This window comes from Vibrio clamense (assembly GCF_050337905.1).
Classification (GTDB): domain Bacteria; phylum Pseudomonadota; class Gammaproteobacteria; order Enterobacterales; family Vibrionaceae; genus Vibrio; species Vibrio cortegadensis.
Map to the genome: position 1 here is coordinate 1 of NZ_JAKJTJ010000021.1, position 24,730 is coordinate 24,730.

Genomic DNA, 24,730 nt, shown 5'->3' on the forward strand with positions numbered 1-24,730 from the left:
GTTTGCGGGTAGCAACAAAGTATCGGGCGACGTTGAATTCTCTGGCGGTCTTGCTGGTGAGCTAGACATGCAAGCGGGTCGTAAAGAAACGGTTGATACTATTGATGTAAGAACGGTTGGCGGTTCACAAGAATCAGTAGCGGTTATTGATGCAGCACTTAAATATGTCGATAGCCACCGTGCAGAACTGGGTGCTTTCCAAAACCGTTTCGAACATGCAATCAACAACTTAGACAACATCAACGAAAATGTTAATGCTTCTAAGAGCCGCATCAAAGATACTGATTTCGCGAAAGAAACGACGCAAATGACGAAGACACAAATTCTTGGTCAAGCATCGAGCTCAATTCTTGCACAAGCGAAGCAAGCGCCTAACTCAGCATTAAGCTTGCTAGGCTAAATGTTAGGTTAAAGCTTAACGATAAAATAGAAGCCAAGTAATGTTACTTGGCTTTTTGCTTATCTGGATTTATTCATAGCAACTCTTATTACCTATGGGGTGTCTGGATTGACACGACATAGGTAATAACGTTGGTATTTCTAGTGGGTTAACTACAGGTGTACAGGAGAAAGGTATCGGTTAGATGATTTCACTCAATACTAATACATCTGCGATGATCACTCAGCGGTATTTTAGCGACGCTGCTTCTGAAACATCTGACACGCAGCGAAAATTGAATTCAGGCTATCGGATAAACTCTGCAAGTGACGATGCCGCAGGAATGCAAATATCAAATACCTTAAGCACACAAACTCGGGGTATTGATGTTTCGTTGAGCAATGCCGCTAATGCCTACTCGGTTGCTCAAACGGCAGAGAGTGCGCTTCAAGAAAGCAGTGACATGCTGCAGCGGTTACGATCATTATCGCTACAATCATCCAACGGTTCAAACTCTCAAGATGATCGTGATGGGATCCAGCATGAGGCCAGTGCATTAAAAGATGAACTAAACAGAATTGCTCAAACGACCACTTTTGCAGGTAAAAATCTGTTTAATGGCTCATTTGGTTCCCAGAGCTTCAACATTAGCCCAAATGCTGACTCTATATCACTTCATTTAAAAAATATGAGTACCAACCTTCCAGAGACGGGAGGGCATTATTACATTGCAAATGAAAGTGTTGATGAAACTTGGCAAGTTCCTAAAAGCAATCTCTCATTGAATGTGAAGTATGACGATGTGAGTGGGGAGAAACAAAATCAACAGATTAGACTGAAGGCCGGTGATAGTATTAATGAGGTCGCGACTTACATTAATTCTCAACAAGATATTGTGGACGCATCTGTTACCGAAGATAGGAAGCTTCAATTGTTTATGGGGACGTTGAGTGCTCCCAAGGGTTTTGATATTTCGGGTAGTTTGAATGAACAGCTTGATTTTGAAGGCGGTGATTTACTCACGCTTGATGATTTAGACTTAAGTTCGCTAGGGCAGTCACAGTTGGGCGTATCACTTGTCGATACGGCGATGAAATATGTCGATTCACACCGCAGTGAAATTGGTAGTTTTCAAAATCGAGTTGAAGTCACCATTGATAACCTGCATAGCATAAATCAGAACATGACCGCGTCTAAAAGCCGAATTAAAGATGCCGACTTTGCCAGAGAATCTGTTAATCAGTTTAAATCTCAAGCCTTACAGCAAGCGACATCGACGTTATTGGTTCAAGCTAAACAGATCCCTAGTGCAGCATTAGGCTTATTATCTTAGTTTATTTCCTTAGTTGACTAGATTGGTTTTACTGGAATAAAAAAAATGCTGCCATTAGGCAGCATTTTTACGTTTTAGGGTAGCTAATTACTTAGTTACGCGCAGTACTGGTGTTTCACCAACAACAACAGAACCAGCAAGTTTGTTCAACTCTTTGATTTCGTCCATGTTAGAGATAACAACTGGAGTCAATGTTGATTTTGCTTTCTCTTCAAGAAGCGCAAGATCAAATTCGATAACCGTGTCACCAGCTTTAACTGATTGGCCTTCTTCAGCGATACGCTTGAAGCCTTCGCCTTTTAGTTCAACAGTATCGATACCGAAGTGAACAAAAAGCTCAACGCCATCATCAGACTCAATAGAGAATGCGTGGTTAGTTTCGAAGATTTTACCGATAGTACCGTTTACTGGAGCTACCATTTTGTCGCCAGTAGGTTTGATCGCGATACCGTCACCAACGATTTTTTCAGCGAAAACTACGTCTGGCACATCTTCAATGTTTACGATCTCACCAGATAGAGGTGCGATAATTTCGATTGCACCCGCGTCAGCGCTATCGTCAGATACTAGTTTCTTAAGTTTGTCAAACAGACCCATGTCTTGCTCCTAAAGAATATTTTTGAATCAACCAATTATATTAGTTGTTTGTCTTTTCTGCGATAAATTTTTCAACGCAAGCTTGAATTTCTGCCGCTGTAGGCAGAGAAAGTGCTTCTTCAGCCATCGCTTTTACTTCAGAGAAGTTTGAGTTACGGATAACTTTCTTCACTTTAGGGATAGATATTCCGCTCATACTGAACTCATCTAGACCCATACCAAGTAGAAGTAGAGTAGCACGTTCGTCGCCAGCAAGCTCGCCACACATACCAGTCCATTTACCTTCTTTATGAGATGCATCAATAACTTGTTTAATAACCGTTAAAACAGCTGGAGAAAGTGGGTTGTAAAGATGAGAAATCATCTCGTTACCACGGTCTACTGCAAGAGTATATTGAGTTAAGTCATTTGTGCCAATAGAGAAGAAACTAACTTCTTTCGCTAGGTGATGAGCAATCGCAGCTGCTGCTGGAGTTTCAACCATAACGCCAATTTCGATCTCTTCATCGAAGGCCAAACCTTCAGCTCGAAGTTCAACTTTATATTCTTCAATCGCTTTTTTCAGTTCACGGATTTCTTCAACAGAGATAATCATTGGGAACATGATACGTAGTTTTCCGTGTGCAGAAGCACGCAGGATGCCACGTAGTTGGTCACGTAAAATTTCACGACGATCTAGACTGATACGAACAGCGCGCCAGCCTAGGAACGGGTTCATTTCTTGTGGAAGATCCATATAAGGTAGATCTTTATCACCACCGATATCCATAGTACGGATAATCACTGATTCACCATGCATTGCTTCCGCTACTTCTTTATAAGCAACGTACTGCTCTTCCTCAGTAGGAAGGGCATCGCGATCCATGAATAAGAATTCTGTACGGTACAGACCAACGCCTTCACCACCGTTACGGATGATGCCATCGCAATCTTTTACTGTACCGATGTTACCGCAAACTTCTACTTGATGATCATCAAGAGTGATTGCTGGTAAATCTTTAAGTTTAGCTAGTTCAGCTGCTTCTGCTTCAAAATCGGCTTTGATTTTTTGAGCTTCTGCTAATTCAGCGTCTGATGGGTTTACGATGATTTTATTGTTCATCGCATCTAGCACAAGCATGTCGCCATTCTTGATTTGCTTCGTAATATCGTTAGTACCAACGATAGCTGGAAGTTCAAGTGAACGAGCCATGATTGAAGTATGAGAAGTACGACCACCGATGTCACAAGCGAAACCAAGAACGTAATCTAGGTTGATTTGTGCAGTTTCTGACGGTGTTAGATCGTAAGCGACTAGGATCACTTCTTCATTGATATCACTGATAGATACAATGTTGATTCCTAGTGCATTTTTAACAAAGCGTGTACCGATATCACGGATATCTGTTGCACGTTCTTTTAGGTATTCGTCATCAAGAGATTCAAGAGCGACAGCTTGTTCTTCGATCACGGTATGGATCGCGTTGTCTGCATGCATCTTGTCTTTTTTGATAAGGGCTAAAATTTCTTCTTCTAGCTCTTCATCTTCCAGCAACATGATGTGGCCTTCAAAGATTGCTTCTTTTTCTTCGCCAAATGTTTCAAGTGCTTTTTGTCTAACGATTTCTAATTGTTGAGAAGATTTGTTACGAGCATCAAAAAAGCGTTGAACTTCTGCTTCTACTTGATCGTCAGAGATAGAGTGAGTATTTAGGACAATTTCATCTTCTTGAAGTAGTAGTGCTTTACCAAAAGCAATACCTGGAGATGCTAGGATGCCTGAAATCATAGCTTTACCTTAAGTTGGTCAACTGTAAACGGGAGAATGAGTGCTATTTGCTAACGTTAATTATAGCGCCAATGATCGGTTATATTTAATAAAGCCACTTCGCAATAGCAAAATGGCTTTTAAATATAAATCAATTATTAGTGTAGTTGGTCCATAAGAGCAACTAGGTGATCAACTGCAGGTTGAGCTTGTGGGCCTTCTGCTGAAATAGTCACTACAGTGCCTTTTACTAGGCCAAGAGTTTGCAGTTTGAAAAGGCTTTTCGCGCTAGCGCTTTTGCCGTTAGAAGTTACAGTGATGTCTGCGTCAAATGCTTTAGCTTCTTTAACAAACTGTGCAGCAGGACGTGTGTGAAGACCATTTTCTGCTGTAATTTCTACTTGCTTCTCGTACATGTGATATACCCCAATTAATTTATTTTTGTATGATTATTAACCATTTCAGCTTAACCGTTTTAACCTGTTCCGGCTAGGGAAGAAGTTTCTCAATCGTATTAGAACTGATACTAGTTTAATTTTTTTCAATCGCCAATTTGATTAAACCAAACCTGCGATCAATGAAAATGTGTATTTTGCTTCTTTTATTTTGAAGCTTAAAATAATACAGGGCTGATATTACCAAAGGTGGAGTCAGGATCAACAAAAAAGCCCCATAAAGGGGCTTTTTTAAATTAAAAATTGATTTGACCACATATTATTGTTGGTTCTCTTTCTCGGTAAAAACACCTGAAAACAGAGCTGTACTGAGGTAACGCTCACCAGAGCTTGGTAAGATGGTTACAATAGTTTTCCCTTCAAATTCAGGTAGTTCAGCTAATCTGTTGGCCGCAACAACCGCTGCTCCAGAAGAGATTCCCGCAAGAATTCCTTCCTCTTCCATTAGGCGTTGAGCCATCTCAATCGCTTCATCTGAAGTGACGGCTTCTACACGGTCAATTAACTCTAAATCGAGGTTTCCAGGAATAAATCCGGCACCAATACCTTGAATCTTATGTGGCGCAGGTGTGATTTCTTGCCCTGCGAGAGCTTGGGCGATCACTGGAGATTCCGCTGGTTCTACAGCGACAGAGACAATGGCTTTGCCTTTTTCACCTTTAATGTAACGACTTGTTCCCGTTAATGTACCACCTGTACCCACACCAGAAACGAATACATCAATCTCGCCATCAGTCGCGTCCCAAATTTCAGGGCCTGTCGTTTTTTCGTGAATCTGCGGGTTAGCTGGGTTGTTGAATTGTTGTAACAGTAAGAACTTACTTGGGTCGCTTGCCACAATCTCTTCTGCTTTTGCGATAGCGCCTTTCATGCCTTTTGGTGCTTCAGTAAGAACTAAGTTAGCCCCAAGAGCCTTGAGAAGTTTACGACGCTCTAAACTCATTGATTCAGGCATTGTCAGAGTTAACTTATAGCCACGAGCTGCCGCAACAAAAGCTAAAGCAATACCAGTATTTCCACTTGTTGGTTCTACGAGTTCAATTCCCTGCTTTAAAGTACCCGCTTTTTCAGCTTCCCAAATCATATTGGCACCGATACGGCATTTCACACTGAAGCTTGGATTACGTGCTTCGATTTTAGCGAGTACTTTGCCTTTACTTACTTTGTTTAAACGCACAAGGGGAGTGTTACCAATAGTTAGGCTGTTATCTTCGTAAATTTTGCTCATTATGATGTTCCTTCATGTATGTTCTAAACAACTGGGTATCTAAGATGGTCGCCAATTGTTGGGTAGCGTTTGGAGTCGTACTGAGAGCTTATGTTAGAACAAAAAAATGGAGAAGGATTAAAAAGTTATATCTTATGGGAGGTTGGTAGATTAATGGGAGAACCACGAGAGAGTTCTCCTCATTTTTCAGGAATTCAGTGGTTTATTTGTGGAAATCTTTATATTCGGCAACCCAAAGAGCTGTCGCACCACAAACGGCAATTGGCATAACAAATAGATTCAGCACAGGTATGGTGGTGAACACTGACACTAAAGCACCAAAGCTATAAGCTTTCGCCTGTTTTTGTTTCAAATTGTTTCTCATGGTCGAGAAATCGATTTTATGGTTATCGAAAGGATAATCACAGTATTGAATCGCTAACATCCAAGCCGTGAATAAAAACCACAATATAGGACCTACTGTTTGGCCAAGAGCGGGAATGAGCAATATTAAAAAGAGTCCAATAGCTTTTGGTAAGACATAACGTAATTTGCGCCATTCGCGAGCAAGGATGCGCGGCGTATCTTTTAGCACGTCCATCAGGCCATCATCATTGACTTTCTGACCAGATAGCTTCATCTCTACTTTTTCAGCTAATAGACCATTAAATGGAGCCGCTATAAAATTGGCTAGCGTACTGAAGAAGTAAGAGAAAGTAGCCAGAATAGTCAATACAAGAAGCGGCCACAAAAGATAACTTAACCATGAAAGAAATTCAGGAAGTTGCCCCATCCAGTTGGTTATCCAAGCATCAAGGTTTGAAAATAGGAAAAACAACGCCCCGCCGACTAGTACGATATTTGCGAGAAGTGGAAGTAATACATATTGGCGAATGCCCGGTGTTAGGGCTAACTCTAATCCATAAAAGAAATAGCCAAAACCTGATCTTTGTTTGTTCTCTGAGTTCATAATGTTTTATATTTTACCGTAAATGACTTTTTGTATTGTACTTAACCAAATTTAGAAGAAAAGCATGATGAAAATCTCAGCATGTGGGGAACTTCTCACATTAAGTTGTTCTAAAATAGCATAGAGATTTGATAGAGTAGCGGTATAAGCCGATTTAACCCACCTTAGTGACGTTGATTTAGAGTGTTTTTATTAAGATGATTAAAATAACACCATTTAAATGCTATCACTAAGAAGCAGAGAGTAAACAATGCAGGAATTGCGATTCGTACTCATAATTGTTGGCGCGCTAGCGATCGCCGCATTATTGTTTCATGGTCTTTGGACTAGTAAGAAAGAAGGGAAATCTAAGTTTGGGAATAAGCCACTCGGTAAACTAGATTTAGACGATTCTGATGAGAAAGAAGAGGCGCCTGTTCGCTCATTTGCTCCTGAGGATGATTTTGAAATCATTCGTAAAGTGAGAAAAGAACCTGATTTTGGTCATAATGATGAACCTGAATTTGTCGATCCCTTGATTGATCATACTCAAGATGAACTTGAATTGAGCGTTTCTAAAGAATCGAAAGCAGAAGAATTCGTTCCTTTTACGGCAGATGAACAAGGGAACGATGACGTTATCGTAAATGAAGAAGAGCTTAGTGGATTTGATAGAGTCGACTCTTTTTCTGCGATTGAAGATGATGATAACTCTGCACTTTCGCAAAGCTCACTTTCGGATAATCAAAATTCAGAGGCTATTAAAGAGCAACCTGAACCTGAAATGCAAGTGATTGTGCTGAATGTGCATTGCTCAGGTGAAGAACCATTTGTAGGCACTAAACTATTTGATAGCATGCAGCAAAATGGATTGATTTATGGTGAAATGGCGATTTTCCATCGACATTCAGATTTGTCTGGAACTGGAAAAGTGCTATTTAGCGTTGCGAATATGATGCAACCTGGGACTTTAGAACATAGCGATCCTGCTGATTTTTCTACAAAAGGGATTTCGTTCTTCATGACGCTGCCTTGCTATGGCGATGCAGAACAGAATTTCAAGTTAATGTTGAAAACGGCTCAGCAGATTGCTGATGACATGTCAGGTAACGTATTAGACGAAGCTCGTAATCTGATCACGCCAGATAGAATTGCAGCTTGTCGCCGTCAAATACAAGAATTTAAAGCCGCGCAAAGTGCCAAATAAACCGTATTAATACTGATTAAACATTAATGCAGTGAGAAATGAAGGCTCCTTTGAGGGGCCTTTTTTATTGCAATATGTTTTAGGAAAGTAAGTAGAGAAACTCATGCCCCTATTAAGCTCAGAACAAATGAATGATATTCAAATTAAATTAGATCAACTTCGTGAAACCTTACATCACCACGCCATTTTGTACTATGTAGAAGATAACCCGGTAATTCCCGATGCTGAATATGATCGTTTAATGCGTGAGTTACTAGAGTTGGAGGAGTTACACCCCGATTTGATCACTATTGACTCTCCTAGTCAGCGCGTTGGAGGTAAACCGTTAGACGGGTTTACTCAGGTTAGCCATGAAATTCCAATGTTGTCGCTAGATAATGCATTTGATGATCAAGAGTTAGACAGTTTTTATAAGCGAATGAAAGATCGTGCTCTATTAGCGAACCTCGATCTTTTCTGTTGTGAACCAAAGCTGGATGGTTTAGCGGTGAGTCTTCTTTATGAGAATGGCATCTTAGTTCAAGCTGCAACGCGTGGTGATGGTAGTACGGGTGAGAATATCACTGAAAATGTACGTACCATCAGCGCTATTCCTCTAAAACTCCAAGGTGAAGGGTGGCCACAGCGTATTGAAGTGCGTGGTGAAGTTTTTATGCCCAAAGCGGGTTTTGAGAAACTTAATGAACTAGCGCTGAAAAAAGGCGATAAAGTTTTTGTTAACCCAAGAAATGCCGCGGCAGGGAGCTTACGTCAACTAGATTCTAGAATTACCGCAAAACGGCCTTTAAGTTTTTATGCGTACAGTGTGGGTGTAGTGGAAGGCATTGAGCTAAAGAACAGCCATTACGATAGATTTGTGCAACTGAAAGCGTGGGGGCTGCCTATGTGCCCTGAAACGCGTCAATTAACATCTCTTGATGACGTGAAGGCGTATTACCAAGAGATAATGCAACGCCGTGATGCGCTTTCTTACGAGATCGATGGCGTGGTCATTAAAGTCGATGATATTGATGCTCAAATCCAATTAGGTTTCGTTGCACGAGCACCCCGCTGGGCCATTGCTTATAAATTTCCAGCGCAAGAAGAGATCACCTTGTTAAATGATGTTGAATTTCAAGTTGGGCGAACGGGGGCAATAACGCCAGTAGCCAAACTGGAACCAATATTCGTCGGTGGCGTAACTGTCAGTAACGCGACGTTGCATAATGCTGATGAAATTGAAAGATTAGGCGTGAAAATTGGCGATAGTGTCATTATTCGCCGCGCTGGTGATGTCATACCGCAAATTGTATCAGCTGTGTTGGAACGTCGCCCTGAAAACGCAACAGACATCGTTTTCCCACAAACTTGCCCCGTCTGTGACTCTCAGATCGAACGCATTGAGGGAGAGGCAGTCGCGCGCTGTACGGGAGGACTTGTGTGTCAGGCGCAGCGTTCAGAGGCCATAAAGCATTTTGTTTCTCGTAAGGCTCTGGATGTTGATGGGCTAGGTGTAAAAGTTATCGAGCAGCTCGTTGAGCGTGAGATGGTGGATACGCCTGCGGACTTGTTTAAGTTAAGTGCAGGTGTATTGACCGTTTTAGATCGTATGGGGCCTAAGTCGGCACAAAATGTTGTAGCGGCACTGGAAAAATCAAAACAAACAACCCTGCCTAGATTTCTTTATTCGTTAGGTATTAGAGAAGTGGGTGAAGCGACCGCTGCAAATTTGGCACAGCATTTTTGTTCTTTAGAAGCCGTTATCGCCGCAGATCATGAAGCATTAGTTAAAGTTTCCGATATTGGCGATATTGTTGCGCGACATATTGTTACTTTTTTCTCTCAAGAAACTAATATGAACGTTGTTAATAAACTTATTGAGAATGGTGTGGTTTGGGATGATGTAGTGGCTGCAAGTGAAGATACTCCTCAGCCATTAGCTGGAAAAACCGTGGTGCTCACAGGAAGTCTCTCTCAATTAGGTCGGAGTGAAGCGAAATCTGCATTGCAGGCTTTAGGGGCTAAGGTGACAGGTAGTGTCTCTAAGAAAACCGATATTCTATTTGCTGGCGAAAATGCAGGTTCAAAATTAGCCAAGGCACAAGATTTAGGCGTGGAAATCAAATCCGAGCAAGACCTCATTTCTTTAATGTCCTAGTTCATAAATAGCTAAAAATTTCTAAAAGGCGTTGGTTTTTACCAACGCCTTTTTTTGTCTGTTACTGCTAGGAAATATATTTATTTTACATTTTTAAAAAAGTTCATATACGAACCACACTTTTTTGTTTGTGAGAGTGATCTCTTATGTATAAAAAGCAGTTCTTTCCTTATCTTTATGCGAGGCACTTCAATTTTTTGCACTCTTCTCTGTTGTTAAGTTGTTGTTTTTATTTGGTTTGGTTTCTTTTTGGTTCTGTGTATGAAAAAACAAGATCAAGATCACTAAGTTGATGAAAGTTAGTTATCGGTCATATTTTTTTAGATAAAAATTAAGTTCTGATTGATGTTTTTTGCTGCGAAGTTAGTCTTATAGCCATGGGTACACACGGTGTATGCAGGAAACACAAAAACCGTGATTAGGAATAATTAGGTTTTTAATAGGAAATCACTTCTCCCTTCGGCGGCCAACTTAAGGTGAGAAAAATAAAAATACAGCTATATCCATTTTTTAGGAGTTTTTCCATGGACAAATTTTTTAAAGTATCTGCTATTACGGCGGCAATGGTAGGGGCTCTTGCAGCAGCTCCAGCGTTTGCAAATGACCCAGTAGGTCCTGAGTATACGGGTGAAGTGTCGGAGTTTTTCTCTGAGTCAACAATTAGCGGTAATCTAAATTTCTGGATGCGCGCTCGTGACCGTGCAGGTACTGATGCAGATGGTAATGATACTAAGAAAGAAACGAACCTAAACCACGGTAGTATTTTTGTGAACCTTGGTTTTAATTCTGGTTATGTGAATGATGTAGTAGGTGCTGATTTTGTTATCTACAGTACATGGGATATGTGGAATGATTCTGTGGGTGCTGGTCATGAAATGAACTTCCTAGATTGTGATGGACCAAATTCTTCGGGCTGTTGGGGTCAACTAGAAAAAGGTGGCGTTTCATTCGCAACTGCAGCGGCTAAGTTTAAGTTTGGTGAAAATATTAAAGCTAAACTTGGTTACTTCCAACCGTCAGTAGCAAGTGGCTTGGGTGTTAACTGGTCATTTGCTCCAGGTACATACCGTGGTGGTGAAATTGGCGGTACATTTGGTGCTCTAGATCTTGGCTTCGTTATTGCTGATGAATATAAAGCTCCATGGTATAAAGAAACTGATGCATTCATTGGTGTTGATGGTGATGACGAAATCTTATTTTCTGTTGGTGCTCGCTATAAATTAGATAATGGTATTGCTTTAGACGGTGCTTTTTCTAAGTTAGATGAACGTACAACGGCACACTTTAAAGTGAAAGGGACAACTGAAGGTGGAATCTACTGGTCACCTCAACTGTATTATGTCAACGATGATAATCAATATGATGATGGTGATACTGGGTATCAATTAGCCTTCCTATCTAGCTACTCTTCTGGTCCATATTCGTACCGAGCAGAAGCGACATACACAATGGCTGAAGAAGATGGTAACTGGTTTGCGTATCGCCCAACAGCTGGCTATGGCGGTTCAAATGGTGCGTACGATATCTGGTGGAACAACCGTTCTGATTTCAACCACCATGAAGAGTTAGCTGTATTTGGTTCAGTTAGTCGTGATTTCGCTGATATAGGTGGCACTGGTTTCAGCGCTGGTGTTAGTGGAGCATATGGCGGTGGTTCTTCAGTAGATGGCTATGATGACCTTACTGAGTACTCTTACAGTGCATTTGCAAACTATGCAATTCAAGCTGGCGCTCTTAAAGATGCAACTGTTGCCTTCCATTACACTCAGTACTTTAACGATACTGACGCTCCAAGCTGGAATGGCTATGCTAACTTGTTCCAAGATGAAACAGACTTTAAGTTGATTTTAGCAATCCCATTTAATGTAAAATAACTTAAATAGTAATGAGAAAAAGCTGAGCATTGTATGCTCAGCTTTTTTATATAAGAGGCTTTTTATGAAGAAACTTATACTTTGTACTTGTTTTATAATGACCATGACTGCATGTGCAAAAAATGTACAGACGGATGATGAGTTTTGGTTTAGTCAAGGTGAAAGGCTAGGGCGGAGTGGCTATGGTGTTGAATCTGATATACTGGATAGAATAAAAGCGAAAGTACCTTTTCAAATCACACCATATTCATTAGGTTATCAAAAGGGGCTCTTAGAATATTGCAATCCGTATAATGCTTTTGCAAAGGGTATCAGTGGTATACGCTATAATGGACAGTGTGAGGATCATGAGCAAGCCGTCATGATAAAGGTTGAGTGGCAGCGTGGTTGGGATGCATTTATCGGAGCTGATTTTTATAAACGCTAATTTAGGTATAAAAGATGAATATAAGTGAAGTTGCAAAAATTACAGGGTTGTCATCTAAATCAGTGCGTTTATACGAAGACAAAGGATTGATTTCTCCTCCATTGAGATCAGACAATGGATACCGTGTTTATACTAAAAAGCACGCAGAACAACTTATGGTTGTTGCTCGCTCAAGAAGAGTAGGCTTCACTTTAGAAGAGTGTAAAGGTTTAGTTCAGCTAGCGAATAACCCTGAAGCGACAAGTGCTGAAGTTAAAGAAAAAGCACTAACTAAACTTGATGAAGTAAACAGCAAACTAAATGAATTGATGATTATCAAGTCGCAATTAGAGCTCTGGATCAACAAATGTCCAGGCAACAATGATCATGCATGCCCTATTCTTGAAGATTTAGTCAGACAAAATGAATGAGCTAGAGATCGTATTTTTATCTACTGATCTCTAGCCTCTTGTGTGATGTTAATTTGTTTTTCCGCCATAAACTTTACAGAGTTCTCTTGGGAGCATTTCAACGGCCCCTGAATTAAATGTACATTTCATAGCGCTACCAAAGGATTTTCCTCCATTTTGACTCGCATTACTCGTTGATGGGATAATAAATAGTGATAATAACGTAATTAAAAAAGCATGTTTCATTAGATCCTCACTTATTGATTATAATTATTTAAATGTATGTACGTGAAAATAATAGATGCATTATTCGTAAAAGGTCAAAAAAAATTAATATAATCAAAATTTATTTATTAAAAAAAGTATAAATAAATATGGATTAAACAAGTTAAATCTATGAGGTTAGTGAGGGAAGATTGAGTGGCAGAGCTAAGTTTATGAAATAAAAGCTTACTTTGTGTTAGATAATTAGTAACTATTTCCTTTGGTAATCAATTGGATATTAAATCAGTACTCGAAATTACAGTAATGGTGATATAAATACCACCATTACTGTTAGGTATTAATTATATTGGTTCAATAAATAATATGATTCCATCCACATCGATGACTCTTATTTGAGTGCCTTTAGAGATATCTTGATCGCATCTCGCTGACCAGGTGGTATCACCAAGCTTAATGCGGCAATCTCCCGCTTGCACATCTTCCTCCAGACGGGTCGTCATTCCGATTAATTGCTTTTCTCGTTGATTGAGTTCGCGCTGTTGATCAGATTTTTTATCTTGTTTAAATTGTCTTCTCCACCATAACCATGTTGTGATCAGTGAAAAGACACCAAAGCTAACCCACTGCAATTGCCAGCTCACCGGCAGGATCGAGAAAATAAGCCCCACGAGAATGGCTGAAATACCAAGCCATAAAAAATAGCCAGCAGTACCCAGCAGCTCAGCCGCTAAAAGTAGCAAACCAAAAGCAAGCCAGTGCCAATGATTCATCTGTTCCAATAATTCAACCATTAAAAATTGCCTTATTTATCTTCAGGTTGCGCTTTAAACATTTCAGCTATTCCAGCAACTGAGCCCATCAGACCTGTCGCTTCAAGTGGTAGCATAATAATTTTACCATTTTCAGCTTGGCCGATACTCTTAAGCGCATCGGTATAACCTTGCGCGATAAAGTAATTAACCGCTTGCATATCACCTTGTGCTATCGCTTGAGAAACCATTTCTGTTGCTTTTGCTTCGGCTTCGGCTGCACGTTCACGAGCTTCTGCTTGTAAAATTGCAGCTTGTTTTTCCCCTTCAGCACGCAGAATTTCGGATTGCTTGTGGCCTTCTGCTTTGAGAATCTCAGCCTGACGAATACCTTCTGCTTCTAAGACATCTGCACGTTTGTTTCGTTCCGCTTTCATCTGAGCGTTCATTGCAGCGGTAAGATCGGCTGGTGGCTGTACATCTTTGATTTCGATACGGGTAACTTTAACGCCCCAAGGGTTAGTCGCAGCATCGACAATGGTCAGTAGTTTTGTGTTGATCATGTCACGTTGGCTGAGCATTTCATCAAGCTCCATAGAGCCTAAAACTGTACGAATGTTGGTCAAGGTTAGGTTACGAATTGCATGCTCCAAATCGTTAACTTCGTATGCAGCTTTTGGTGCATCGATAACTTGAACAAAACAAACGGCATCAATGACAACATTTGCATTATCTTTCGAAATGACTTCTTGAGCTGGTATGTCTAATACGCGCTCCATCATGCTGATACGGTTGCCGACTTTATCAACGAAAGGGATGATAAGGTTCAACCCTGGTTTTAACGTTTGGGTATAGCGTCCGAAGCGTTCAACAGTCCAGTTGCTTCCTTGGGGTACCGCTTTAATTCCTGCGAAAATAAAAACAACTGCAACAATAATAAAACCACCTATAGTGATTAAAGCATCAATAGCCATGGTAATTCCTTTTTAAAATGAGAAAGTGTTTGATATGCAATTAATTTATTGTTGATCACTTTTGCTTTGGGGGCAAATTTATAAATGAGAACTCAGTTGGAACTTGTATTCATCGCATAAAAAAGAGCTCTAGCTGAGCTCTTTGTTTACATGAGGTGTTTTGCTTTATTCGTCGCTACTCATATGACGATTATTGGCGAAACTAATGATTAATATAGTAGAGAATAAAGCTGTCTTCTGTATTTTCCAGAAATCGCGTTACCTTGTCCTAGTGCGCTAAGAATATCCATGAATGCTTTTTTGAGATCACCATCTTGAACATTTAAATCCGAACGTATGAATGACCATAATAGCTCTAATGCTTCTTCATCACGGCTTACTTGGTGATATTGCAATGCCAAGTCATGAGCTAATTGTGTATTACTTGTATCTTGTTGAAATTGTAATTCTAGAGATTGGATTTCAGGACTATCTGCGGCTTGTTGGTGCAGTTCTAGCTTCGCAATCATGCTCTTATAATAGTTGTCTTGATATTCAAGAGGGATAGTTTTCAATTGAATTTCAGCATCAGAGAACTGACCCATTTCGAGCAAACAGTCTGCAATGGCGAGTTTTACTTCACCCTTAGTGGTTATGGATTCCGGTAGCTCACGTAAAGCCACTAATGCTTCCGCATGCTCGCCAGATTGCATTTTTTCTAATGCGTGACGTAATTTCATCTCATCTTGATTCGGCAAATGTTTGTCTAGCATTGCGACGATAGATTCGATGGTTTGAGGTCCACCAAGGCCATCAACAGGTTGGCCGTTAACGAATAAGGCAATAGTGGGTAGGGCTTGTACACCAAATTGGCCAGCAATAGTTTGTTCTTGCTCGCAATTGAGCAGTGCCAGAGTGAAGGCTCCATTATATTGTTGAGTAAGGCTTTGTAGCTCAGGGATAATTTGAGTGCTTTCTGGATGAGACGGAGCCCAAAAATGGATGAGTACAGGAGCTTGTGACGAACCTTCTAGTATTTGACGAAAGTTACTTTCATTGAATTCTACAACATGAGGTGACTGCATTCCGGAAATCCTTGGTAATTATCTCGAGTTCAGATTAGTTATTAAATATGGGTTCTTCTCTTTAACTTCAAGAGCTGAATCGAAAAACGCCCAAACTTAATAAAAATTAGTGGGCGTTTTCGATGCTTGATACGAATGATAAGGGGTGGTGCTCAAAACAATAAAAATAGTGTTAATGCAACACCAACACCTATCAAATTGAGTTGGTTTAGGGTCATGTATTTACCTGTCGTAACACGCTAATTGCAATCGGGATATGCTCATTTTTATAATGACAGGTGATTGTTACGAGTAAGTGACAATGTTTAATCGATCGCCACTTTATTTTGATTCAGTGATGAATACTAATAGCTAGGTCTTCCGCCCAGCCCTAAGCCAAAGCCTTTAGTCATAAGTTCTAATAATCATAAGTTCTAAGCGGCTTTGCGTAAGATAGGATCTAACCATTTCGCGGGTAGAATGCGTTTTAGAAAGGCAAACACTTTCGTTGGGGTCGTGATCCTATAGCGTAATTTGGGTGACTTGGACTCTAATGCATGCAGTACTGGTGCGATGCAAGCTTCCGCTGGGAGTACAAACGCATTATTCGATTCATCGTTGGCTAGACGTGAAACTTGTTGTTGGTAGTAGGTGCTATGGACACTGTCTTCAATGTTTATCCACTTTTTAAATGCAATAAGCGCATTTGCACGAAACTGAGTTTCGATTGGTCCGGGTTCGATAAGAGAGATATGAACTCCTGATTGATATAGCTCAAGGCGTAGAGTGTCAGTCCAACCTTCAATTGCAAATTTGGATGCGTTGTATGCCCCTCGATATTTCATGGCGGCAAAACCGAGAACGGAGCTATTTTGAATAATACGCCCTGTTCCTTGCTTTCTCATTGACGGGAGAAGTTGAAGTACGAGTTCATGCCAGCCAAAAAAATTGGTTTCAAACTGCGTTCTTAATCCATCGGTTGGTAGATCTTCTAACGCTCCTGGCTGTCCATAAGCACCATTATTAAACAGTGCATAAAGATCTCCATCACACAAGCGTAGGGCCTCTGTCGCGCCAGAACGGATGCTATCAGTGCAACTTAAGTCTAACTGGATGCAAGTGAGACCTTCCTGCTGAAGTTTTACAACATCATCCTGGTTTCGGCATGATGCGATGACTTGATAACCTTGTTGATGTAGCGCATGAGCACAAGTGTAACCAATCCCCGTTGAACATCCTGTAATCAATATAGCCTTTGACATTGTGACTCTCATTAATGGTCTTGTATGAATTTAATTTTGGTTTTGCAGTAAATTTTTAAGAGCAGGCTCTATTCTAGAGTAAGCAAAAATGAACCCCAGCTCGGTTAATTTTTTAGGCTTGGCTCGAATACTATCAAAAAGCAAGCATGAGGATTCTCCCATCATTAATTTCAATATCCATTTAGGAGTGAAAAGTAAATGAGGTCTTTTTAGTGCTTTAGCTAAAGAGCGGCTGAAAGTTTTATTGGTGACGGGATGAGGCGCACAAACATTGAATTCACCACTAGCATGTGGCGTTTCTACTAAATAAACAATGGCTCTAACCATGTCTAACATATGAATCCAAGGCATATATTGCTTGCCTTTGCCTATTGGCCCACCGAGCCCTAGCTTGTAAGGCAGTAACATTTTGTCCAAGGCTCCCCCATCTTTACCTAGCACAATCCCAGTTCGAAGGAGGCATACTCGTGTGAGCTCAGATTGAGAACGCTTCGCGATTTGTTCCCAGTGGGAGCAGACTTGATGCGGAAAACCAACTTGATGGACATGAAGACTTTCGTCGAAAGGGTGATCTTGTTGATCACCATAATATCCTACGGCAGAACCGCTAATAAATACGCTAGGAGGTTCAGTGCTCGCATGAATGAGTTCGACGATTTTTTCAGTGAGTTTCCAACGGCTATTGCAGATGGTTTCTTTTTGCTTGGCGTTCCATCGTTTTTCTGCAATCGCTTCACCTGCCAGATTAATGACAACATCAACATCATTAAGATCGCTAAATTTATCTAATGTGTTGATGTAAGTGATATTTCCAGTATTCGCGTGTTGTAAATTTTGCTGTGCGTTTTGCGGGTTTCTCGTCAGTAATACAATTTGCTCCGTTCTAAAGCATTTAATGAGTTCCTTTCCAATAAAACCCGTTCCACCTGTCAATAGTATCTTCATATTCCCTCCGCTGTGTACCAATTATAGACAGTTAAGCCGTAATAAGCTCAGGTTGAAGTGAGCTGGTGTGAAATAAACAGTGGAAAAACTCAATTATATTCAGCTGCTTGTGCGAGCGGTTCACATTTTTAACAATTGAGTAGCTAAATGTATTAAGTGCCTAACCTTTGTCACACCTATATAGACGACTATTTGCCATGATGGTTTCATAGGTATGACAGTTTCATAGGTTAATGAGTGACTTGAGGCAATATCGTATCGATAAACCGTGGTTATTTTCTGAAATAGCCGATTCACAACGATGAATTAGGAGATCTATGGCAGCAATACTTTCGCTATTTAAAGCCATGCTGGGGAGCTTTAGAGATTTACTCCCTATCGTGCTTGTTATCGCTTTTTTTCAGTTGGTTGTTTTACAAGAGCCACTCCCTAATTTAATTTCTATCCTTGTTGGATTGTTGTTGGTGGTCCTTGGTTTAACCTTTTTTATTTTTGGATTGGAGATGGGGTTATTTCCAATCGGGGAATCGATGGCGCAAGCCTTTGCCCGCAAAGGGAGCGTATTCTGGCTCATTTGTTTTGCCTTTTGCTTAGGGTTTGGCACCACGATAGCAGAACCTGCGTTAACGGCAGTCGCAGATGAAGCGGCAGAGGTGGCAGCTGAAGGCGGTATGATCATTCATACTGAAGCGGCCATGAGTGATTATGCGGATGGACTGCGTTTGACGGTCGCATTTTCTGTTGGGATAGCCATTGTTCTTGGGGTATTGAGAATTTTAAAAGGGTGGCCAATTCATTATATGATCATTGCTGGCTATATCGGTGTGGTGATCCTTACTGGATTTGCGCCTGAAAATATTATCGGGATCGCTTACGATTCAGGAGGGGTGACCACGTCTACTATAACTGTGCCATTGGTGACGGCTTTAGGGGTAGGGTTAGCGTCTTCGATCAAAGGACGCAACCCAATGATTGACGGCTTTGGTTTGATCGCCTTTGCCTCCTTGTTGCCTATGATGTTCGTTATGGTCTATGGAATGGTGGTGGCATGATTTCATTTTCCGATTTTATTGACACTTTCACTGGGACTGTTTTAGATGTTGTCCCGATTGTGACCATTATATTTGGTTTCCAAGTCGCGGTATTACGTAAACCCATAAGTAATTTACCTAAAGTAATATTGGGTTTTTTCTATGTCATTTTAGGTCTTTCTCTTTTTTTAATGGGGCTAGAACTTGCGCTGTTTCCACTTGGCGAAACCATGGCTCAGCAGTTAACCGCTCCAGAGTTTTTATATGATTTTAAAGTGAGTGTAGGTCAGTCACTCGCTTGGATTGATTACTATTGGGTTTACCTTTTTGCCTTCTTTATTGGTTTTAGCACCACAATCGCAGAACCATCGCTTATTGCCGTTGCGATAAAAGCCAATCAAGTGTCAGGGGGAAGTATCAGCGTTAATGGGTTAAGAATTGCGGTAGCTCTAGGGGTTGCGATTGGAATATCTTTGGGCAGTTATCGAATTGTAGTCGGAGACCCGATTCACTATTACATCATCGCAGGTTATATCGTGGTGGTGATTCAAACCTTTTATGCTCCTAAATTAATAGTGCCTTTGGCATATGATTCTGGAGGAGTGACAACGTCAACGGTAACCGTACCCTTAGTTACGGCTTTAGGGCTCGGGCTAGCTTCTACCGTTCCGGGACGAAACCCGATGATTGATGGCTTTGGTCTGATCGCCTTTGCCAGTTTATTTCCTATTATTTCAGTTATGGCGTATGCCCAAATTACTCAATGGTTAAACCAAAAAGGCTCGTCAGAGGAGAAAGAAAATGCGCTTTAAACTCATTTTGGCTTTTGTAGAGGATAGCAAGACCGATGTGGTTCTTGATGCTGCTCGAGATGCCGGTGCAACGGGAGCGACGGTGATCAACAACGCTAGGGGCCAAGGTGTGAATAAAAAACGCACATTCTTTGGTTTAACTCTTGAAGTGCAAAAAGACGTGTTGTTATTTGTTGTTGAGGAACACCTTTCGCGTCATATCTTGGAAAGAATCAGTGAGGTCGGGGAGTTCGACCAAGAGTCAGGGCAGGGAATAGCGATACAGATTGATATCGAAGATGCGGTCGGGGTTGCCCATCAAGTTGAGACATTAACAAAAGTTGTTGAGGAAGAAATATGATCAGCCATGAAAAAATACGCATTAGAGACGTAATGGCCAATACCTATGTCATTGTTGATGGGCTAACGACGGTATATGAAGGTATCAAACTGGCTAAGCAGCATAAGGTTAAAGCGCTTATCGTGAATAAGCGTCATGATGACGATGAGTACGGTATTGTTTTAATGAATGATATTGCGAAGAAAGTGCTCGCGCAAAATCGTTCATCTAAACGTACTAATATTTATGAAATCATGACAAAACCAGCGTTAGCCGTTGATCCTAGTATGAACGTTAAATATTGCGCTCGGTTATTTGAACGTTTTGGTATCAGCCGTGCGCCAGTCATCGAAGATGGAAAGATTATTGGAATGGTGAGCTACAACAATATCGTGATAAATGGCATGGCGAAAGATGACGACTAAAAGAGGAATGCGTACAATAGCGTCAACTTAAAATAAGGAGACGCTTGTCTTGAATCTTTTTTTCGCTTCAGATTTACACGGCTCACTGCCTGCAACTGAACAGATGATTTCGCAATATGTGAAATCAGGAGCTAAGCATCTAATTTTGTTAGGTGACATTTTAAATCACGGCCCGAGAAACGCGATTCCTGAAGGGTATAATCCCCCTGAGGTTGCACAGCTTCTTAATCAGTATGCGGATCAGATCATTGCTGTTAGAGGCAACTGTGATAGTGAAGTGGATCAGATGTTGTTGTCATTTCCAATGATGATGGATTACTCGTGGGTATTGCTAGAAAGTGGTCAACGTCTATTTTTGACACACGGTCACACTTATAATTCTGATAAGCGACCAGCTTTACGTGACGGTGATATTTTGGCTCATGGTCATACCCATATTCCGGTAGCAGAAGAGCAAAATGGTGTAGTGATCTTCAACCCAGGCTCTGTGACTATTCCACGTAATGGTTACTCTGCAAGCTTTGGACTACTCCGTAATAATAGATTGCAAGTTATTGGCTTTGACCAATCGGTAATCAAAGAAGTGACCATCTAATAAAAAGGGAAGCGATAATGCTTCCCTTTTTTGTATTAGTTTGTAAATAACACCGTGGAACCATGGTTTAAGCTGGTTAAGAGCAGTGTCTTTTGGTTTACGATATCAATCCGGCGGCTTTGCTGAGAGTCTAACTTAAATACCTGAGTAATTAGTGTTAATTGCTCGGGAGTGAACTCTTTACTTTGAGCAGAAGATACATCTTTAAACTCAGTTGGAGAGATTAATAAATAGTTATCACTAATATCCCATTCGCCAGTTTCTGAAATGTTGATGGTGTTTTGGCTCTCTTTCTCATTACCGAACAGCTCCATTCGAGAGACGCGGATGTATGAACCATTTGGCAAATACTTTACGTTTGATATCACCTCAACTTTACTTAGCGGCCCAATAGCACTCTCTTTATCATTATTGGTGATCAGTGAGACCATTCTAGATTGCCACTCTTTAGACGTAAGCACCTGTTCAACTTTGATGTCGCTTCCCCAATACATCCATGCACTTAATACAGAGGAGAGGGCTAACGCGAGATAAGCCAATTTTAATTTCATCATCTTACCTTACTTACAGACTTTATTTAGATTTGAGAGTTCAGTGAAAATTCGTAAGGTGACATTCTCACCAGAAAACTCCACAGGATGAATGTAATTCAACACTAACCGATTGTTTTCTCCACCCGTAGCAATGACTTCGCTAGGCATTAGTTCATCACGGTGACGTTCATTGTAGCTTTCAATACATGTTTTTATTGAAGGCACCCATTTAGAAATATCAGGATGGTTCAATGGTGTTTTAATCGGGATATTATCCACCACCGCAAGTTGGCGGAATTGCGACTCTGCTGGATTTGTGAATAGTAAAACCAATAAAGGAAGTAGAATGGCAATACTCACGAGAATCTTTGGTAGCCAACTGAGTAACTTTGAATCAAATGAGGCGGTTTCTTGTGTTACTGCGCCAAGGTTTGATTGTTGTACTTCCACTTCAACGATAGGTGCTGGTGGTTCTGATTCTACATTTGTGCTGCTTTCTTCAACTGTCGTTTCATTTGGTATAGGTAAAACGGTATCACTTGACGCTAATGGAGCGGAACGTTCTACGTTGGCAATGAGTTGATAGCCTCGCTTAGGCACAGTCTTAACGAAGGCAGGGGATTTTGTAGAATCTTTAAGCATCTTGCGTAGTGTTGATATCGCCTGAGTTAGGCTTGAATCATCAACTTCAAATCCTTGATCTCGCCAAACAAACTCATGGAGTTGATTACGAGTGATGACTTCATTGGGTTTCTCGCATAGCAATAATAGGATACGACTCTCATTGCTACCTAGTCTAACCGTTTCGCATTCCTCTGCTTGATCCATAAGAGAATTACTATTTGGATCAAAAACAAAGCGCTTCGCAAGTATGAACTTAGTACCGATATTACTCATTGAATTCTTCTTTATTAGATGACTTTCAGGGGATTTTATTCGGCCAATCATCGATTAATTGTCAATCTTGCAGGCTGAATTTATGTTCTTTGATATTTTTTCGAAATAATCATAGTTAAAATAAAATAAAARAACACTGTTTTTATGATTTTTGACCTTGAATTTACATTTGTCATCCTCATGTTAAATAACAAGATAGACGAAATCGCATTTACAGTAAGCCGCGATCTCACAGTATAGATGCTATGGAGCGAAGATGAGCGAAACAGTAACGAACAATAAAGAAACCCGTGGTTTTCAGTCAGAAGTAAAGCAGTTACTTCACCTAATGATTCATTCACTGTATTCAAATAAAGAAATATTCCTACGTGAATTGATTTCAAATGCTTCAGATGCCTCAGATAAATTACGTTTTCAAGCGCTCTCTGATTCGAGCTTGTATCAAGGCGAAGCTGATCTTGGTGTTAAACTGTCATTTAGTAGTGAAACCAATACCTTAACCATTTCTGATAACGGCATCGGTATGAGCCGTGATGATGTTATTGAGCATCTGGGCACGATCGCTAAATCAGGTACTGCGGACTTCTTTTCAAAATTATCGGATGATCAAAGTAAAGACTCACAATTAATCGGTCAGTTTGGTGTTGGTTTCTATTCGGCATTCATCGTAGCTGATGCGGTAACGGTTCGTACTCGAGCTGCCGGTTTAGCAGCCGATGAAGCGGTACAGTGGCACTCAGAAGGTGAAGGTGATTACACCATTGAAACCACCACAAAAGAGTCTCGTGGTACGGATATCATTTTACATATGCGTGACGAAGGTAAGGAGTTCTTATCTGAATGGCGCTTACGTGAAGTGATTGGTAAATATTCGGATCATATTGGTATTCCGGTTTCTATCTTAACGAAAGTAAAAGATGAAGAAGGAAAAGAGACGGATGAGACCGAGTGGGAACAGATCAACAAAGCACAAGCTCTGTGGACTCGTAATAAGTCAGACATTTCAGAAGAAGAGTATCAAGAGTTTTATAAGCACGTATCGCATGACTTTGCTGACCCATTAACTTGGAGCCATAACCGAGTTGAAGGTAAAAACGATTATACGAGCTTGCTCTATATTCCTGCAAAAGCTCCGTTTGATATGATGAACCGTGAACATAAGAGTGGCCTAAAACTTTATGTTCAACGCGTATTCATTATGGATGATGCGGCGCAGTTCATGCCTTCTTACCTACGTTTCGTCCGTGGCTTAATTGATTCAAACGATCTACCGCTTAATGTTTCGCGTGAAATTCTACAAGACAATAAAGTAACTCAGTCACTACGCAGTGCATGTACTAAGCGAGTGCTTACTCTGCTTGAGCGTATGGCAAAGAAAGACGATGAAAAGTACCTTTCTTTCTGGAAAGAGTTTGGCATGGTGCTAAAAGAAGGCCCTGCTGAAGATATGGTAAATAAAGAAAAGGTTGCCGCTCTGTTGCGCTTCGCTTCAACTCATGTCGATTCTTCAGAACAGACGGTTGGCCTGCAATCGTATGTAGAGCGTATGAAAGAGGGACAAGATAAGATCTATTTCCTGACAGCAGATAGCTACGCAGCGGCTAAAAACAGCCCACACTTAGAGCAGTTCAAAGCGAAAGGCATCGAAGTTGTATTGATGTTCGATCGAATCGACGAATGGCTAATGAATTACCTAACCGAGTTTGATGGTAAACAGTTCCAATCGATCACTAAAGCGGGTCTGGATCTTGGTCAGTTTGAAGATGAAGCTGAAAAAGAGAAGCAAAAAGAGACACAGGAAGAATTTAAGTCTGTTGTTGAGCGCACACAAAGCTACCTAGGCTCTCGTGTTAAGGAAGTTCGCACTACCTTTAAGCTAGCAACAACACCAGCCGTAGTCGTTACTGATGACTATGATATGGGGACTCAAATGGCGAAACTACTGGAAGCAGCAGGTCAAGCTGCTCCAGAAGTTAAGTACATTTTTGAGATTAACCCAGAGCATGAGCTTGTGAAACGTATGGCTGATGAAGCGGATGAACAAGAGTTCGGTCGTTGGGTAGAAGTTCTGCTTGGTCAGGCTATGCTTGCTGAACGTGGCTCTATTGAGGACTCTTCTCAGTTCTTAGGTGCTATCAACCAGCTTTTGACTAAAGTTTAAGTAGTAAAAAATTAAAAAGCTCGCTTCGGCGGGCTTTTTTAAATTAAAAGTCACTAAA

General features: G+C 40.8%; 25 protein-coding genes. 13 read left to right on the forward strand and 12 right to left on the reverse strand.

The genetic code is table 11. The features are described 5' to 3' along the window. On the forward strand, nucleotides 1–400 hold a 400-nt coding region (locus L4C39_RS07760; protein ID WP_429745263.1), incomplete at its 5' end, for a flagellin. Nucleotides 401–584: 184 nt separating this feature from the next. Continuing rightward, nucleotides 585–1,712: a flagellin gene (locus L4C39_RS07765; protein ID WP_429745265.1), complete on the forward strand. Its 1,128-nt coding sequence runs from the start codon at nucleotides 585–587 to the stop codon at nucleotides 1,710–1,712. Nucleotides 1,713–1,799: 87 nt separating this feature from the next. Here L4C39_RS07765 and crr read toward each other — a convergent pair whose 3' ends face one another. The 5 genes from crr to cysZ all read right to left on the reverse strand — a co-directional run bounded on the left by crr (nucleotide 1,800) and on the right by cysZ (nucleotide 6,688). Then, nucleotides 1,800–2,309, reverse strand: coding sequence for a PTS glucose transporter subunit IIA (crr, locus tag L4C39_RS07770; protein WP_017053292.1), 510 nt, complete (start codon nucleotides 2,307–2,309; stop codon nucleotides 1,800–1,802). Nucleotides 2,310–2,349: 40 nt separating this feature from the next. Beyond that, complete coding sequence (gene ptsI, locus L4C39_RS07775; protein WP_113795817.1) at nucleotides 2,350–4,077, reverse strand: phosphoenolpyruvate-protein phosphotransferase PtsI; 1,728 nt, start codon at nucleotides 4,075–4,077, stop codon at nucleotides 2,350–2,352. Between the two features lie 137 nt (nucleotides 4,078–4,214). After that, entirely contained in the window at nucleotides 4,215–4,472 is a 258-nt protein-coding gene (locus tag L4C39_RS07780) for an HPr family phosphocarrier protein (protein WP_113795818.1), read from the reverse strand. 298 nt (nucleotides 4,473–4,770) lie between these two features. Further along, the gene (gene cysK / locus L4C39_RS07785; RefSeq protein ID WP_017053289.1) at nucleotides 4,771–5,739 is read right to left on the reverse strand and encodes a cysteine synthase A; all 969 of its coding nucleotides are present in this window, start codon (nucleotides 5,737–5,739) and stop codon (nucleotides 4,771–4,773) included. Nucleotides 5,740–5,941: 202 nt separating this feature from the next. Beyond that, nucleotides 5,942–6,688 carry a sulfate transporter CysZ gene (gene cysZ, locus L4C39_RS07790; RefSeq protein ID WP_429745268.1) on the reverse strand — a complete coding sequence of 249 codons (747 nt, stop codon included), beginning with the start codon at nucleotides 6,686–6,688 and terminating at the stop codon, nucleotides 5,942–5,944. Between the two features lie 250 nt (nucleotides 6,689–6,938). Between cysZ and zipA the strand changes: the two genes are divergently transcribed. The 5 genes from zipA to cueR all read left to right on the forward strand — a co-directional run bounded on the left by zipA (nucleotide 6,939) and on the right by cueR (nucleotide 12,722). Beyond that, a complete protein-coding gene (gene zipA / locus L4C39_RS07795) occupies nucleotides 6,939–7,874 on the forward strand; it encodes a cell division protein ZipA (protein WP_429745270.1) in 936 nt (311 codons plus the stop codon). Nucleotides 7,875–8,001: 127 nt separating this feature from the next. Next, nucleotides 8,002–10,011: an NAD-dependent DNA ligase LigA gene (gene ligA / locus L4C39_RS07800; protein ID WP_429745517.1), complete on the forward strand. Its 2,010-nt coding sequence runs from the start codon at nucleotides 8,002–8,004 to the stop codon at nucleotides 10,009–10,011. Nucleotides 10,012–10,535: 524 nt separating this feature from the next. Then, nucleotides 10,536–11,885 (forward strand): multidrug transporter, encoded by a 1,350-nt coding sequence (locus tag L4C39_RS07805; RefSeq protein ID WP_113795822.1) that lies wholly within the window; start codon nucleotides 10,536–10,538, stop codon nucleotides 11,883–11,885. Nucleotides 11,886–11,949: 64 nt separating this feature from the next. Then, nucleotides 11,950–12,312, forward strand: coding sequence for a DUF2799 domain-containing protein (locus L4C39_RS07810; RefSeq protein WP_113795823.1), 363 nt, complete (start codon nucleotides 11,950–11,952; stop codon nucleotides 12,310–12,312). Between the two features lie 14 nt (nucleotides 12,313–12,326). Beyond that, on the forward strand, nucleotides 12,327–12,722 hold the full coding sequence (gene cueR, locus L4C39_RS07815) for a Cu(I)-responsive transcriptional regulator (RefSeq protein WP_171756163.1): 396 nt from the start codon (nucleotides 12,327–12,329) through the stop codon (nucleotides 12,720–12,722). A gap of 545 nt (nucleotides 12,723–13,267) precedes the next feature. Here cueR and L4C39_RS07820 read toward each other — a convergent pair. The 5 genes from L4C39_RS07820 to L4C39_RS07840 form a co-directional block, all read right to left on the reverse strand. Continuing rightward, nucleotides 13,268–13,717: an NfeD family protein gene (locus L4C39_RS07820; protein WP_371729543.1), complete on the reverse strand. Its 450-nt coding sequence runs from the start codon at nucleotides 13,715–13,717 to the stop codon at nucleotides 13,268–13,270. Nucleotides 13,718–13,728: 11 nt separating this feature from the next. After that, nucleotides 13,729–14,649: an SPFH domain-containing protein gene (locus tag L4C39_RS07825; protein WP_113795826.1), complete on the reverse strand. Its 921-nt coding sequence runs from the start codon at nucleotides 14,647–14,649 to the stop codon at nucleotides 13,729–13,731. A 209-nt stretch (nucleotides 14,650–14,858) separates the two neighbouring features. Continuing rightward, nucleotides 14,859–15,713 (reverse strand): co-chaperone YbbN, encoded by an 855-nt coding sequence (locus L4C39_RS07830; protein WP_429745273.1) that lies wholly within the window; start codon nucleotides 15,711–15,713, stop codon nucleotides 14,859–14,861. A 413-nt stretch (nucleotides 15,714–16,126) separates the two neighbouring features. Further along, nucleotides 16,127–16,954: an SDR family oxidoreductase gene (locus L4C39_RS07835; protein WP_429745275.1), complete on the reverse strand. Its 828-nt coding sequence runs from the start codon at nucleotides 16,952–16,954 to the stop codon at nucleotides 16,127–16,129. Between the two features lie 30 nt (nucleotides 16,955–16,984). Then, the gene (locus tag L4C39_RS07840) at nucleotides 16,985–17,899 is read right to left on the reverse strand and encodes a TIGR01777 family oxidoreductase (RefSeq protein WP_429745277.1); all 915 of its coding nucleotides are present in this window, start codon (nucleotides 17,897–17,899) and stop codon (nucleotides 16,985–16,987) included. Between the two features lie 317 nt (nucleotides 17,900–18,216). On the opposite strand from L4C39_RS07840, the gene L4C39_RS07845 reads away from it, so the two are divergent. From L4C39_RS07845 to yfcE, 5 genes are read left to right on the forward strand one after another with little or no spacing between them, the layout of a single operon-like run. Beyond that, nucleotides 18,217–18,951 carry a DUF1538 domain-containing protein gene (locus L4C39_RS07845; protein WP_017053277.1) on the forward strand — a complete coding sequence of 245 codons (735 nt, stop codon included), beginning with the start codon at nucleotides 18,217–18,219 and terminating at the stop codon, nucleotides 18,949–18,951. Beyond that, nucleotides 18,948–19,742 carry a DUF1538 domain-containing protein gene (locus L4C39_RS07850; RefSeq protein WP_017053276.1) on the forward strand — a complete coding sequence of 265 codons (795 nt, stop codon included), beginning with the start codon at nucleotides 18,948–18,950 and terminating at the stop codon, nucleotides 19,740–19,742. The genes L4C39_RS07845 and L4C39_RS07850 overlap by 4 nt, the downstream gene beginning before the upstream one ends. Beyond that, nucleotides 19,732–20,082, forward strand: coding sequence for a P-II family nitrogen regulator (locus tag L4C39_RS07855; RefSeq protein WP_017053275.1), 351 nt, complete (start codon nucleotides 19,732–19,734; stop codon nucleotides 20,080–20,082). The genes L4C39_RS07850 and L4C39_RS07855 overlap by 11 nt, the downstream gene beginning before the upstream one ends. Beyond that, nucleotides 20,079–20,486, forward strand: a complete 408-nt coding sequence (locus tag L4C39_RS07860) for a CBS domain-containing protein (protein WP_429745280.1) — start codon at nucleotides 20,079–20,081, stop codon at nucleotides 20,484–20,486. The genes L4C39_RS07855 and L4C39_RS07860 overlap by 4 nt, the downstream gene beginning before the upstream one ends. A 49-nt stretch (nucleotides 20,487–20,535) precedes the next feature. After that, nucleotides 20,536–21,081, forward strand: a complete 546-nt coding sequence (gene yfcE, locus L4C39_RS07865; protein ID WP_136993979.1) for a phosphodiesterase — start codon at nucleotides 20,536–20,538, stop codon at nucleotides 21,079–21,081. Between the two features lie 35 nt (nucleotides 21,082–21,116). On the opposite strand, the gene L4C39_RS07870 is transcribed toward yfcE, so the two are convergent. Both L4C39_RS07870 and L4C39_RS07875 read right to left on the reverse strand, forming a co-directional pair. Beyond that, a complete protein-coding gene (locus L4C39_RS07870) occupies nucleotides 21,117–21,632 on the reverse strand; it encodes a regulatory protein ToxS (RefSeq protein WP_113795830.1) in 516 nt (171 codons plus the stop codon). A gap of 9 nt (nucleotides 21,633–21,641) precedes the next feature. Further along, entirely contained in the window at nucleotides 21,642–22,511 is an 870-nt protein-coding gene (locus L4C39_RS07875; RefSeq protein WP_261889034.1) for a winged helix-turn-helix domain-containing protein, read from the reverse strand. A gap of 256 nt (nucleotides 22,512–22,767) precedes the next feature. Here L4C39_RS07875 and htpG point away from each other — a divergent pair, with 256 nt between their 5' ends. Beyond that, nucleotides 22,768–24,672 carry a molecular chaperone HtpG gene (htpG, locus tag L4C39_RS07880; protein ID WP_429745283.1) on the forward strand — a complete coding sequence of 635 codons (1,905 nt, stop codon included), beginning with the start codon at nucleotides 22,768–22,770 and terminating at the stop codon, nucleotides 24,670–24,672. Nucleotides 24,673–24,730: the final 58 nt, after the last annotated feature.